General features: G+C 73.5%; 12 protein-coding genes. 4 read left to right on the plus strand and 8 right to left on the minus strand.

Annotation, left to right across the window (positions count from 1 at the left end):
- Positions 1-8: 8 nt before the first annotated feature.
- Both ACIBPB_RS05445 and ACIBPB_RS05450 read right to left on the minus strand, forming a co-directional pair.
- Entirely contained in the window at positions 9-410 is a 402-nt protein-coding gene (locus ACIBPB_RS05445; RefSeq protein ID WP_357326527.1) for a TOBE domain-containing protein, read from the minus strand.
- 93 nt (positions 411-503) lie between these two features.
- Positions 504-2,711, minus strand: a complete 2,208-nt coding sequence (locus tag ACIBPB_RS05450; protein WP_396838349.1) for a heavy metal translocating P-type ATPase — start codon at positions 2,709-2,711, stop codon at positions 504-506.
- A gap of 220 nt (positions 2,712-2,931) precedes the next feature.
- On the opposite strand from ACIBPB_RS05450, the gene ygiD reads away from it, so the two are divergent.
- Positions 2,932-3,801, plus strand: coding sequence for a 4,5-DOPA dioxygenase extradiol (gene ygiD, locus ACIBPB_RS05455; RefSeq protein ID WP_396838350.1), 870 nt, complete (start codon positions 2,932-2,934; stop codon positions 3,799-3,801).
- Positions 3,802-3,805: 4 nt separating this feature from the next.
- Here the strand turns inward: ygiD and ACIBPB_RS05460 are convergent, their stop codons facing one another.
- Positions 3,806-4,186 carry a DUF1622 domain-containing protein gene (locus ACIBPB_RS05460; protein WP_396838351.1) on the minus strand — a complete coding sequence of 127 codons (381 nt, stop codon included), beginning with the start codon at positions 4,184-4,186 and terminating at the stop codon, positions 3,806-3,808.
- Positions 4,187-4,425: 239 nt separating this feature from the next.
- On the opposite strand from ACIBPB_RS05460, the gene ACIBPB_RS05465 reads away from it, so the two are divergent.
- Together ACIBPB_RS05465 and ACIBPB_RS05470 are read left to right on the plus strand one after the other, a co-directional pair.
- Positions 4,426-4,593: a hypothetical protein gene (locus ACIBPB_RS05465; protein WP_197087838.1), complete on the plus strand. Its 168-nt coding sequence runs from the start codon at positions 4,426-4,428 to the stop codon at positions 4,591-4,593.
- 81 nt (positions 4,594-4,674) lie between these two features.
- Entirely contained in the window at positions 4,675-5,427 is a 753-nt protein-coding gene (locus ACIBPB_RS05470) for a hypothetical protein (protein ID WP_396838352.1), read from the plus strand.
- Positions 5,428-5,477: 50 nt separating this feature from the next.
- Here ACIBPB_RS05470 and ACIBPB_RS05475 read toward each other — a convergent pair whose 3' ends face one another.
- The 5 genes from ACIBPB_RS05475 to rfbB form a co-directional block, all read right to left on the minus strand.
- Positions 5,478-6,146, minus strand: coding sequence for a TcmI family type II polyketide cyclase (locus tag ACIBPB_RS05475; RefSeq protein WP_396838353.1), 669 nt, complete (start codon positions 6,144-6,146; stop codon positions 5,478-5,480).
- Between the two features lie 41 nt (positions 6,147-6,187).
- Positions 6,188-7,411, minus strand: a complete 1,224-nt coding sequence (locus tag ACIBPB_RS05480; RefSeq protein WP_396838354.1) for a cytochrome P450 — start codon at positions 7,409-7,411, stop codon at positions 6,188-6,190.
- Positions 7,408-7,728 (minus strand): putative quinol monooxygenase, encoded by a 321-nt coding sequence (locus ACIBPB_RS05485; RefSeq protein ID WP_396838355.1) that lies wholly within the window; start codon positions 7,726-7,728, stop codon positions 7,408-7,410. The genes ACIBPB_RS05480 and ACIBPB_RS05485 overlap by 4 nt, the downstream gene beginning before the upstream one ends.
- Positions 7,725-10,004, minus strand: coding sequence for an FAD-dependent oxidoreductase (locus tag ACIBPB_RS05490; protein WP_396838356.1), 2,280 nt, complete (start codon positions 10,002-10,004; stop codon positions 7,725-7,727). The genes ACIBPB_RS05485 and ACIBPB_RS05490 overlap by 4 nt, the downstream gene beginning before the upstream one ends.
- A 145-nt stretch (positions 10,005-10,149) precedes the next feature.
- The gene (gene rfbB / locus ACIBPB_RS05495) at positions 10,150-11,139 is read right to left on the minus strand and encodes a dTDP-glucose 4,6-dehydratase (protein WP_396838827.1); all 990 of its coding nucleotides are present in this window, start codon (positions 11,137-11,139) and stop codon (positions 10,150-10,152) included.
- 255 nt (positions 11,140-11,394) lie between these two features.
- On the opposite strand from rfbB, the gene rfbA reads away from it, so the two are divergent.
- On the plus strand, positions 11,395-12,270 hold the full coding sequence (gene rfbA / locus ACIBPB_RS05500; RefSeq protein ID WP_357326498.1) for a glucose-1-phosphate thymidylyltransferase RfbA: 876 nt from the start codon (positions 11,395-11,397) through the stop codon (positions 12,268-12,270).
- Positions 12,271-12,537 lie beyond the last annotated feature (267 nt).

Below are 12,537 nucleotides of genomic sequence, written 5' to 3' on the forward strand. Positions count from 1 at the left end.
CCGTACGGTCACGGGTTGGTCCTTCCCTTCGGCGCGGGGGCGCGTTCCACCACGACGGTGGTCGACTTGATCACGGCGACGGCGACGGAACCGACCTGGAGGTCGAGGTCGTCGACCGCCTCGCGGCTCATCAGCGAGACGATCCGGAACGGCCCGGCCTGGATGTCGACCTGGGCCATCACGGTGTCCTTGACGACGGCGGTGACGATGCCGCGCAGCCGGTTGCGGGCCGACGACAGCTCCGGGTGCCCGGGGGCGCGGACGAAGGCGGCCAGGTCGACGCCGTCGACGACCCGGTGGCCGTGCTCGTCGCGGCCGGCGGTCAGCCGGCCGGCGTCGATCCAGCGGCGGACGGTGTCCGCGCTGACGCCGAGCAGTTCGGCGGCCTCGCCGATCCGGAACACCGTCACCCGGCCACCCTAGCGTTACGCAGATGCCAGAGGGAAGTGCGGCCGGGCCTCGCAACAGCGAGGCCTGGCCCGCCATACTCGCCGCACTCGCGGTCAGTCCTCCGACGGGGTGAGGCGGACCCGGCGGAGAAGCTGCGCGTTGACCGCCACCACGATGGTGGAGGCCGACATCAGCACCGCGCCGACGGCCGGGCTGAGCGCGACGCCCGCCCAGGCCAGCACCCCCGCGGCGAGCGGGATGGCCAGCACGTTGTAGCCGGCGGCCCAGGCCAGGTTCTGCCGCATCTTCCGGTACGACGCCCGGGACAGCCGGATCACGCCGGTCACGCCGCGCGGGTCGTCGCTGGCCAGCACCACTCCGGCCGACTCGATCGCCACGTCGGTGCCGGCGCCGATGGCCAGCCCCACGTCGGCGCGGGCCAGGGCCGGGGCGTCGTTGACCCCGTCGCCGACCATCGCCACGGTGAGTCCCCGGGACTGGAGTTCGCGCACCGCCGCGTCCTTGTCGGCGGGGAGCACCTCGGCGAAGACCTCGTCCACCCCGGGGCGGAAGCCCAGGTCGGCGGCGACCGCCTCGGCGACCGGCCGGGCGTCCCCGGTGATCATCACGATCTTCCGGATGCCCTGGGCGCGCAGCTCGGCGATCGCCGCGCGGGCCTCCGGGCGCACCTCGTCCTCGAGGGCGAACGCCCCGAGCACCCGCGCGGCGCCCGGTTCCGGCGAGCGGACCAGGTGCAGCACCCCCGCGCCCCGCTTCGACCAGCCCGCCGCGCTGCGGGTCAGCTCCGCCGGCACGTCGACGCCCAGTTCCCGCAGCAGGGCCGGACCGCCGACCGCCCACTGGGTACCGTCGACGACCGCGCGGACGCCGCGGCCGGGCAGCGACCGGAAGTCGCGCGCCGCGGCCCGCAGGCCGCGGTCCTGCGCGGCGGCGACCAGGGCGCGGGCGAGCGGGTGTTCGCTGTCCGCCTCGACCGCGGCGGCGATCCGCAGGGCGTCGTCCTCGGTGAGGCCGCCGGCGGCGGCCACCCCGGTGAGGGTGTGCCGGCCCCTGGTGAGGGTGCCGGTCTTGTCGAACAGGACCGCGTCGACGGTACGCATCCGCTCCAGCGCCAGCCGGTCCTTGACCAGGATGCCGGCACGGGCGGAGAGCGCGGTGGAGAGCGCCACGACCAGCGGGATGGCCAGCCCGAGGGCGTGCGGGCAGGCGATCACCAGGACGGTCACGGTGCGGACCACGGCCTGGTCGGTGTCGCCCAGCACGCGCCAGGCCACGAAGGTGGCCAGCCCGGCGAGCGCGGCGACGTAGAACAGCAGCGCGGCGAACCGGTCGGCGAGCACCTGGGCGCGCCCGCCGGAGGCCTGCGCCTGGGCGACGAGCCGGCCGATGCCGGCCAGCGCGGTGTCCTCCCCGACGGCGTCGACCCGGACCCGCAGGGCGGAGTCGGTGGCCACGGTGCCGGCGACCACCCGGTCCCCGACGGCGCGCGGCACCGGCCGGGACTCCCCCGTGATCATGGACTCGTCCAGTTCGGCGGCGCCCTCCTCGATCCGCCCGTCGGCTGGGACCCGGCCGCCGGTGCGGACCAGCACCAGGTCACCGACGCGCAGGTCGGCGACGGAGACCGGGTGCGGCCGCCCGGCCTCGTCGAGGCGTTCGGCGTCGTCGGGCAGCAGCGCGGCCAGCGCGGCGAGCGCCCCCTGGGCCTGCCCGATCGCCTTCATCTCCTGCCAGTGGCCGAGCAGCATGATGGTGACCAGCGCCGCCAGCTCCCACCAGAAGTCCAGGTCGAACCAGCCCAGGCTGGTCGCGGCCGAGGCGGCGTACGCGACGGTGATCGCCATCGAGATCAGCAGCATCATCCCGGGCGCCCGGTCCCGCAGCTCGCGGACGCCGCCGACCAGGAACGGCCAGCCGCCGTACCAGAAGACGACCGAGCCGAGCACCGGGCCGACCCAGCGCACGCCGGGCAGGTCGAGCCGGTAGCCGAACCAGTCCATCACCATGTGGCTGGTGAGCACGATCGGCACGGTCAGGGCCAGGCTCAGCCAGAACTTCCGGCGGAACTGTTCCGGATCGTGCCCGGCGTGCTTGTCGTGCCCATCGCCGTGCCCGCCGTGCTTGTCGTGCCCATCGCCGTGCCCGCCGTGCTTGTCGTGCTCACCGCCGCGCTTGTCGTGCTCGCCGCGGTGCGCGCCGGGACCAACGTCGCCTCCGGGGCCGCCGTCGCCGTGGTCACCGTCGTCGGCGTGCGGGCCAGGTGCGGGCGCCGCGCCGTGGTGCCGGTGTTCGTGTTCCATCGAACTCCACCTCCGCCACGACCATATACCCCGTGGGGGTATCTGTCACGGTGACCCTCGCCCCATCCGAGGGCATCCTTTCGTGTGCGAGCGGCACAAACCGGGGCAACCGGCGGACGGGACCACCGGGGCCGGCGCAGGCCGTCGCCGACGACCGTCGACCGGACAGCGGCGGCCGGACGGGGCTAGCCTCGGGGACACGGCCGGCGGCGGGAGCGGGATGAGCGAGCAGACGACGCGGACGACGATGCCGGCCGCGTTCTTCGGCCACGGCAACCCGATGAACGCCCTGGAGGTCAACCGGTACACCGCCGCGTGGCGGGAGTTCGGCCGGGCGGCGCCCCGGCCCCGGGCGATCCTGGTGGTCTCCGCGCACTGGTACATCGGCGCCACCGCGGTCACCGCGATGCCCCGGCCCCGCACCATCCACGACTTCTACGGCTTCCCGCAGCAGTTGTTCGACGTCAGCTATCCCGCGCCCGGGCTGCCCGAGCTGGCCGAGGAGATCAGCGACGTGGTGCACCCCACCTGGGTCGGCGCCGACCTGGACTCGTGGGGCATCGACCACGGCACCTGGTCGGTGCTCACCCACGCGTTCCCCGCCGCCGACATCCCGGTGGTGCAGTTGAGCATCAACGCGTTCAAGCCGCTGGACTACCACCTGGACCTCGGCGCCCGGCTCGCGCCGCTGCGCGAGCGCGGCGTGCTCGTGGTGGCCAGCGGCAACGTGGTGCACAACCTCGGCGGGGTGGACCGGCGCCTGCCCGACGACGGCTTCGACTGGGCCCGCCGCTTCGACGACGCGGCCCGGGAGATCGTCCGGGACGCGCCGACCGAGGCGGCCCGGCTCGACGCCCACCGCGACTACCAGTTGGCCGTGCCGACCCCCGACCACTTCATCCCGCTGCTCTACCTGGCCGGCCTGGCCGGTGCGGACGGGAGCCGCCCCGAGGTGCTGGTCGACGGGTACGCCTACGGTTCGCTGTCGATGACCGCGTACACCCTGGGGTTGAGCTGCGCGGCCGGCGAGCGGCCGACGGGCGCGCCCGCGCTGCCCCGCGGCGTGCCCGCCGACTCGGCCAACATCTGACCCCTCAGCGGGGTGCGGCGCCGACGCTCCGGCCCGTCACCGGCTGCCTGGCCTGCCACGGCCAGCGGCCGTCGAGCTCCACCTCCAGGGAGAAGCTCAGGAACGTCCGGACCAGCACGATCAGACCCAGCACGCCCACGCTGGTGAAGGTGGGCGAGACCGCCACGGTACGGATGATGTCGCCGCCGACCAGGAACTCCAGCCCCAGCAGGATGGCCTTGCCGACGTCCTCCCGGTAGGGACGGTAGCTGTCGGCCAGCCGCCGGTCGCGCCACGAGCGGGCCAGGAACACCACCGTGGCGAGGGTGACGCCGGCCGCGATGACCAGCACCCCGGCCAGATCGAGCAGCGCGCCGACCTTCTCGATGATCTCCCTCGTCGGCACCCCGCACCCCCGCACCACCGGCCGTCGACCGCCCGGCCGCGGATGACCTCCACGCCCGGGCCGGCCACAGCACCACCATGGCGCATCCCCGGCGCGTCCGGGCGGTTTCGCCCGACCCCGGTCCGGGCCCGCACCCGCAACCGCCTGCGACCCGGGTACGCCCCACCTAGGCTGGGCACCGGGACAGGAAGCGCCCCCGGACGACGGGGCGGTCGCCGACGGCCCGACGAGGAGGGGACGTGACGGAGCCCGAAGAGGACCAGGAGAAGACCAGGAAGACCGACGACGTGCTGTACTCCCCCGACGGCGACCCGCACCACACGATGGCCGAGGCGCCGCAGCCCGACGAGCACCTGCCGGTCCGCTTCGAACACGACGGGGAGAGCGAGACCGTCGGCGACGAGTAGGGGCCGGCACCCGGGCAGCTTTCCGGTGCCTTCGGCACGTCGGTCCCGTCCGGCTGGCCTCGCCGTGCTTATGGTTCTCGGGTGGGCGGGACCTTCTCGGCGGCGGTGCTCGGCGGTCTGGTCGCCGCGGGCGTCGTCAAGTTCGTCGGCGAGCACTGGATCCCGGCCTGGCTCACCGCCCGCCGCGCCCAGCAGCTGGAGCTGCAGCGGCAACTGGCCGGCGTCCGCGCCCCGGCCGTCCGGGCGCTGGCCGAGCTGCACGACCGGCTGGCGGCGATCGCGTCGACCGGCGCGCACGGCCACCGCTACGCCCAGGCCATCGACGAGCCCGACTACTTCGTCGACAGCACCGCCTACCTGGTGGCCCGGGTCTTCGCCTGGCAGGAGATCCTCCGACAGCAGATGGCGCAGCACGACCATCCGCGCGTGTACCTCGTGTTCGAGTCGCTGACGAAGGCCTTCGCCAACGGGCACCCGGGCTTCCAGTTCCTCCGCTTCGAGCAGACCGAGCTGGGCGAGCGGCTCACCCCACCCGCGACCGACGGGCCCGGCTGCCTGTCCTACGCGGACTTCCTCGACTGGTGCCGCCGGGACGACGCGCCGGCCTGCCTGGGCACGCTGCGCCGCCGGGTGCGCACCCTGCTCGACGATCCGGCGGCCGAACACGACCGGCTACGGCGCATCGACCGCTGCCTGCTCGGCGCCGTCGAGGTGCTCGACCGCCGCCGCCGCTGGCGCTCGCTGCTGACCGCGGCGCCGATCGGAGCGCAGCCCACGGCGCCCGGCGACCCCGCCGTGCCGCACCCCGGCTCGCCCCGGCCCCGGCGACGCTGAGCAGCCGCCGGGGCCGGCCCGGACCCGAGGCGGCGGGGCCGGGTGGCCGGTCAGTCCTCGGCACGCCAGCGGTAGAACGGCGCGGCGACCGAGTCCTGCGGGCCGTGCCAGCTCTCCGGCCGGTACGGCTCGACGTACGGGGCGAGTTCGGTCATCAGCTTCCCGAAGGCCGGCTTCTGTTCGTGCCGGTCCCGCAGCCGCTCGGCGATCGCGGCGTCCTGCTCGATCAGGTGCACGAACACGTCGTCGATCGAGTAGAGGAAGCGCGCCGCGACGCCCAGTTCGGCCGGGAGCGGCCCGGCGTCGGACTCGGCGAAGATCCGGGCCACGTCCGGCTCGGCGCCCGGCTTGATCCGCTGCACGACGACGGTCAACGTGGTGTCGACGGGCGCCGCCGCGTCCTCCGCCGCCCAGCGGTAGAACTCCTTGGCCACCGAGTCCGACGGGTTCTTCCAGTACCTCGGGTACGGGGTCACGTACGGGCCGATGGCCTCGGCGATCTTCTGGAACGCGGGCAGGCCACGGGTCTGCCCGGACACCTTGGGGTCCTGCTCGCGCTCGATGACGTGCAGGTAGAGGTCGTGGTGGGACAGCAGGATCCGCCCGATGACGCCCAGGTCCTGGGGCCGGGTGGTCCGGTCGTAGTAACCGAAGACGTCGCCGACGGTGCCCTCGCTGCCGGGGACCATGTGGCAGACGATCACGTTCCGGAAGACCATGACTGCTCCTTGGTGGGGTTGTGACGAACGGGTGTCGAGGGTCAGGCGGCGAAGGTGACGGGCAGTTCGAGCAGGCCGCGGAACGGTGACCCGGCCGGCAGCCGGCGTACCTCCGCCACCGGCACGGCCAGCCGCAGCCCGGGCAGCCGGCGCAGCAGCGCGCCGAGGCCCAGCTGCGCCTCCATCCGGGCCAGCGAGACGCCGAGGCAGTAGTGGACGCCGTGGCCGAAGCCGAGGTGCGGCCCGCGCACCCGGCGCAGGTCCAGCCGGTCCGGGTCGACGAAGTGCGCGGGGTCGTGGTTCGCCGCGTTGAGCACCACACCGACGACCGCGCCGCGCGGAATGGTCACGTCCCGGTACGCCAGGTCCTCGGTGGCGATCCGCGGGCTGGCCACCGGCAGCGGGCCGTCGAAGCGGAGCAGTTCCTCGATCGCCGACGGCAGCAGCTGCGGGCTGGCGCGCAGCAGTTCCAGTTGCTCCGGATGGGTCAGCAGGGCCAGCACCGCGTTGCCGAGGAAGTCGGCGGTGGTCTGGTGCCCGGCGAAGAGCAGCAGGAACGTGGTGGTGACCAGTTCCGCCTCGGTGAGCGTACGGTCCCGGTCGCAGGCGGCGATCAGCGCGCCGATGATGTCGTCGGCCCGGTCGGCGCGCTTGGCCCGCACCAGGTCGGCCAGGTAGCGGTGCAGCCGCGACTGGGCCTCCTGCACCGCCGCGCGCTCCTCCTCCGGCGGTCGGCGCGCCGACCCGGAGGTGCGGATCACCTGGGTCCAGTCGAGCACCCGGCCGTGGTCGGCCGGCGGCACCCCGAGCAGCTCGCAGATCACCGTCATCGGCAGCGGGATCGCGAAGTCGTGCATCAGCTCGGCCTGGCCCTGCGGCATCAGCTTGTCGATCAGGTGGTCGACGATCTCGGCGACGCGCGGGCGCAGCGCCTCGATCCGGCGCGGCGAGAACGCCTGCGACACCACCCGGCGCAGCCGGGTGTGCTCGGGCGGGTCGGAGTTGAGCATGTTCTGGTTCAGCCCGGCCGAGTTCGGGCCGAAGATCCGCAGGTAGTGCTGGCCGGGCCCGTACAGGTCCTTGGACAGCCGCGGGTCGGTCAGCGCGGTCCGCGCGTCCTCGAACCGGGTGATCAGGTACTGGTCGAACCGGCCGCTCACCGGGCAGACCGGCCGGTCGGCCCGCAGCCGGGCGAAGCTCGGGTAGGGGTCGGCGGCGAACTCGTCGGTGTAGAGCCGCGCCGCGGGCACCGGGTCCTGGGTCATCGGGCTCCCTCCCGCACGCTGCTGACGCTGTGCAGCACCTGGTAGGTGTGCCGCTGGGCGGACTCGCGCAGGTCGCGGATGATCCGCAGCAGCCGGTCCCGGTGTTCGCTGCGGCCGAACGCGTCCAACCGCTCCCGGTCCGCCCAGTCGCTGATGATCAGGTAGCTGCGCGGGTCGTCGGCGTCGCGGACCAGGTCCTGGTGCAGGCAGCCGTCCAGCGCGCTGATCTCCTCCGCGGCGGAGAGCCACTCGGCCTCGAACCGTTGCTCGCAGCCCTCCCGGGTACGCATCGCCAGCACGGTCCGGACCCGGCTCATCGGGCGCCGCCGAAGGTCAGGTGCAGGTGCTTGCGCAGCCCGTCGCCGTCGATCGGCTGGCTGCGGTAGCCGATGTGCCCGTCCGGGCGGATCAGGTACAGCGCGCTGCCGGTGACGCCGTAGGTGTCCCGGAAGGCGTTCCCGCCGTCCACCACGACCGGCGGCGCGAGCAGCCGCGACGGCGCGGCGTCCGGGCTGCGCAGCAGGTACGCGTCGAGCTCCCCGCCGGCCTGCCGGCGGACGTCGGCGCAGAGCTGCGCCGCGGCGGCCAGCGCCGCCTCGTCGGCCGTGGCGTCGGCGTACACCAGCAGGGTGTGCCGGGTGCCGCGGGTGAGGTCGCGCAACCGCAGCGGGTGCCCGACGCCCGGCCGGTCCAGGCCGGCCACGTCGGGGGCGCGGTCGCCCGGTCCGGGGCCGGCGCGCAGCGCGTCGGGGTCGGCGACCGACTCGCCGACCAGCGGGCTGCCGGCGTAGCTGAGCAGCAGGGACATCTCCTGACGGAACTGGCGTTCCAGGTCGGCGCGGTCCAGCTCGTCGGTGAACGCCATCCGGACCGCGCGCCCGACGATCTCCTCGCCCTCCGGCCGCCGCTCGGTCTCGTAGCTGTCCAGCAGGCCGGGGGCGGCGAGCCCGCGCGCGGCCAGCGCCAGCTTCCAGGCCAGGTTCCAGGCGTCCTGGATGCCGGTGTTCATGCCCTGCCCGCCGGCCGGCGGATGCAGGTGGGCCGCGTCGCCGGCCACGAAGACCCGGCCGTCGCGGTACCGGTCGACGATGCCGTGGCTGATCCGGAAGACCGACGACCAGCGCAGGTTCGAGGCCCGGGTGCCGGGCGGGGCGAGGTGGTCCAGGGCGGCCTGGACGTCGGCCAGGGTCGGCGCGGCGAGTTCCTCGCTGAACCCGGGCGGGGCGTCCTGCCCGCCGGTCTGGGCGAAGAACCGGGGCGGCGCGAGGGTGGCGATCCGGTACCGGCGCTCGCCGCGCAGCGGGACGCAGACCAGCATGCCGTCCATCCGCCCGTCGGTCTCGTGCAGGAACCGCAGCAGGTGGCCGTCCGGCATGTCCCAGTCGACGTCCACGTCGCCGAGCATGAACAGCTGCGGGAAGCGGCCCAGCCCGCCGGTGAAGGTCAACCCGAGCAGTTCCCGGACCCGGCTGTGCGCGCCGTCGCAGCCCACCAGGTACTTCGCCCGGACGGTCTCGGTGCCGCCGTCGGCGGTCGTCACGGTGGCGGTGACCCCGTCGCCGTCCTGGTCGAACCCGACCAGCTCGGCGCCGCGCTGCGGGCGTACGCCCAGGGTGGCCAGGCGCTGGGTGAGCAGGCGCTCGGTCTCGTACTGGGGCAGGCCGAGGTGGGCGTAGGGCAGGCCGGGCAGCTCCCAGCTCATCCGGTGCGTCTCCCGGCCGTTGACGAAGACCATGTTGCCGGTCAGCCAGATGCCGGTGTCCATCGCCTCCCGGACGATGCCCTGCTCCTCCCAGAGTTCCATGGTGCGGCAGTGCACGCCGATCGCCTTGTCGGCCTGCCCGGCCGGGGTGTCCAGCTTGTCGATCACCCGGCAGTCCACGCCCCGCCGGGCCAACTCGACGGCGGCGGTCAACCCGGTGGGTCCCGCCCCGACCACGAGTACGTCCGTTGTCCTGTGCACGTCGGCCTCCCTGCCCGTACGCGGTTGTCGGTGCTCTGCCGGCTCGGCCACCGGGTGGAAGAGCCGGCGGCGGATGTCGAGCAGGAACGGGGCGATCGGCCCGGCCTCCTGGGAGGCGTGCGCCGGGTCGCCGATCCAGCGGTGGAACTCCGCCGCGCTGCGCCACTCGGCGAAGATGTGGTGCACGTCGGTCCCGGGCTCGCGCAGCAGGTCCTCCCGCAGGTAGCCGGGGACCGCCGCCACCCGGGCGAGGACCTCGACGTAGCCGCGGTCGAACTCGGCGCGGCGCTCGGCCGGCACGGTCAGCTCGACGTCGACGAAGATCGGCGTCGCGGCGCCCGGCCGGTCGGTCATCAGCCGGGGGCCGTCGGTCGGGTACGCCACGCAGAGCGGGCGGACCGTGTCGGCGAGCGCGGCCGCCAGCGGCCCCCGGGCGTACCGGCGCCCGGCCGCCTCGTCGGTCCACTCGGTGATCAGGACGAACGTCCGCGGATCGGTGGCGTCGTGCAGCAGTTCCTGGCGCAGGCTGCCGGCCGCCGCCGCGAGCTGCCCGGCGTGCGCCCGCCAGGCGGCCGTCACGGCGGGTTCGCACCCCGCACGCACACGGAGCCGGAGCATCGTCCTGATCATGAAGTCTCCTCGGACGGCCGGGGCGGGACTCGTGCTGCGACCCTGTCCGAGGTCGCGTCAACCGCCCGTCACCGGCCGCCGAGGCGAAGTCCGCTCACCGTGACGCCGTGGGGACGTCCGCCGGCTCGGCGGGCGTGCGAGAGCGTCAGCGGCCGAGGCGCCGGTAGCTCTCCTCGGTCGCCTGCTTCTGCGGCTTCCACCACCACTCGTTGGCCCGGTACCAGTCGATGGTGGCCGCGAGCCCGTCCCGGAAGGAGTCGAACCGCGGCCGCCAGCCCAGTTCGGTGCGCAGCCTGGTGGAGTCGTTGGCGTAGCGCAGGTCGTGGCCGGGCCGGTCCGGCACGTGGTCGTACCCGTCGGTGGGCCGGTCCATGAGGGCGAGGATCAGCTCGACGATCTCGCGGTTGCTGCGCTCGTCGCCGGAGCCGATCAGGTACGTCTCGCCGATCCGGCCCTGCCGCAGGATCAGGTGCACGGCCGCGTTGTGGTCGTCCACGTGCGTCCACTCGCGGACGTTGACACCCGTGCCGTACAGCTTCGGTCGCTCGCCGGTCAGCACGTTGGTGACCTGACGGGGGATGAACTTCTCCACGTGCTGGAACGGGCCGTAGTTGTTGGCGCAGTTGGACAGCGTGGCCGCCACCCCGTACGAGCGCACCCAGGCGCGCACCAGCAGGTCCGAGCCGGCCTTGGTGGCGGAGTACGGGCTGGACGGGTCGTAGGCGGTCTGCTCGGTGAACTTCCCGGTCGCGTCCAGCGGCAGGTCACCGAAGACCTCGTCGGTGGAGATGTGGTGAAACCGGACGCCGTGCCGGCGTACCGCCTCCAGCAGGGTGAAGGTGCCGATCAGGTTGGTCCGGACGAACGGCTCCGGGTCGCGCAGCGAGTTGTCCACGTGCGACTCGGCGGCGAAGTGCACCACCACGTCGGCGTCGGCGACCAGTGAGTCCACCAGGGCCGCGTCGCAGATGTCGCCGGGCACGAACGCCACCCGGTCGTCGACCGGCGCCAGGCTGGCGCGGTTGCCGGCGTAGGTCAGCGCGTCGAGGACCCGGATCCGGTACTCGGGATAGTGCCGCACGGTGTAGTGGACGAAGTTCGCCCCGATGAAGCCGGCGCCGCCGGTGACCAGCATCCTCGTCATGCCCCGCATCCTACCGGCCGCTACGCTTTCCACGCCCCGGAAGAATCGATTCGGTGACATTTCCCGGCGATTCTCTGAAGCAATTACAAGGCAGCCCTAAAGAGGCTCCAAACAATCGCCCCGCCCATTGTCGCGCGGGGTTGCGCGTACCGTTTTCGTCGGTAGGGTCCGGGTGAACATACCTGGCCCGAGCGCCCCGGGGGATGCCATGCGGTTTGCTGTTCCCGCCGAACACCGGACACCGTCGTGAAGGGGATCATCCTGGCCGGCGGCTCCGGGACCCGGCTGCACCCGATCACCATCCCGGTCTCCAAGCAGTTGCTCCCGGTCGGCGACAAGCCGATGATCTACTACCCGCTGTCGGTGCTGATGTTCGCCGGCATCCGGGAGGTGCTGGTGATCGCCCGCCCGGCGGACCTGCCGATGTTCCGGACCCTGCTGCACGACGGCGCGCAGTGGGGCATGCACATCACGTACGCCGAGCAGCCCCAGCCCCGCGGCATCGCCGAGGCGCTGCTCATCGGGGCCGGCCACATCGACGGCGACGACTGCGCCCTGATCCTGGGCGACAACATCTTCCACGGCAACGCCTTCTCCCAGCTGCTGCACCGCGAGTCGCGGCAGCTGTCCGGCTGCACCCTGTTCGGCTACCGGGTCAACGACCCGCAGCGGTACGGCATCGGGGTGACCGACGCCGAGGGCCGGCTGGTCGCGATCGACGAGAAGCCCAGCCAGCCCCGCTCCAACCGGGCCATCACCGGCCTGTACTTCTACGACCGCGACGCGGTGGACATCGCCAAGAACCTGCGCCCCTCGGGCCGGGGCGAGCTGGAGATCACCGACGTCAACAACGTCTACCTGAGCCGGGGCCGGGCCCGGCTGGTCGACCTCGGGCGCGGTTTCGCCTGGCTGGACACCGGCACCCCGGAGGCGCTGCTGCAGGCCGGCCAGTACGTGCGCACGCTGGAGGAGCGCCAGGGCGTCCGGATCGCCTGCCTGGAGGAGATCGCCCTGCGGATGGGCTTCATCGACGCCGAGGCCTGCCACGCGCTCGGCGCGACGATGGCGAACTCCAACTACGGCCGGTACGTGATGAGCATCGCCCGGGAGCTGGCCGCCTGACCGACCCGACCTGCGCGCCCGCCGGCCCCGTCGCCGGCGGGCCGGCCGTCGTGCCCGGACCGGTCCGGCCGGTGGCCGAAGCGTGCCGATCGGGACCGTTGCCGCCCGGTCCGCCCGAATAGCTTTAGTGGTGAATAAGGCGATCGTTAGCTGCGACAGAAATTGTCGGGTCCGAGGTTGGCGTGCTGTCGGCGGCGGCGGTCCCGATGTCCCGCCCGCCCCGCACATCGACGTTCCATGACGCCAACGGTGAGGAGCGATCCCGCA

This window comes from Micromonospora sp. NPDC049836, assembly GCF_044465125.1.
In the GTDB taxonomy this organism is placed as follows: domain Bacteria; phylum Actinomycetota; class Actinomycetes; order Mycobacteriales; family Micromonosporaceae; genus Micromonospora.

Excerpts from the sequence above, each read along its gene's own strand:
- ACIBPB_RS05450 (WP_396838349.1), bottom strand. The coding sequence starts at position 2,711 with ATGGAACACGAACACCGGCACCACGGCGCGGCGCCCGCACCTGGCCCG.
- ygiD (WP_396838350.1), top strand. The coding sequence starts at position 2,932 with ATGAGCGAGCAGACGACGCGGACGACGATGCCGGCCGCGTTCTTCGGC.
- ACIBPB_RS05475 (WP_396838353.1), bottom strand. The coding sequence starts at position 6,146 with ATGGTCTTCCGGAACGTGATCGTCTGCCACATGGTCCCCGGCAGCGAG.
- ACIBPB_RS05480 (WP_396838354.1), bottom strand. The coding sequence starts at position 7,411 with ATGACCCAGGACCCGGTGCCCGCGGCGCGGCTCTACACCGACGAGTTC.
- ACIBPB_RS05485 (WP_396838355.1), bottom strand. The coding sequence starts at position 7,728 with ATGAGCCGGGTCCGGACCGTGCTGGCGATGCGTACCCGGGAGGGCTGC.
- ACIBPB_RS05490 (WP_396838356.1), bottom strand. The coding sequence starts at position 10,004 with ATGATCAGGACGATGCTCCGGCTCCGTGTGCGTGCGGGGTGCGAACCC.
- rfbB (WP_396838827.1), bottom strand. The coding sequence starts at position 11,139 with ATGCTGGTCACCGGCGGCGCCGGCTTCATCGGGGCGAACTTCGTCCAC.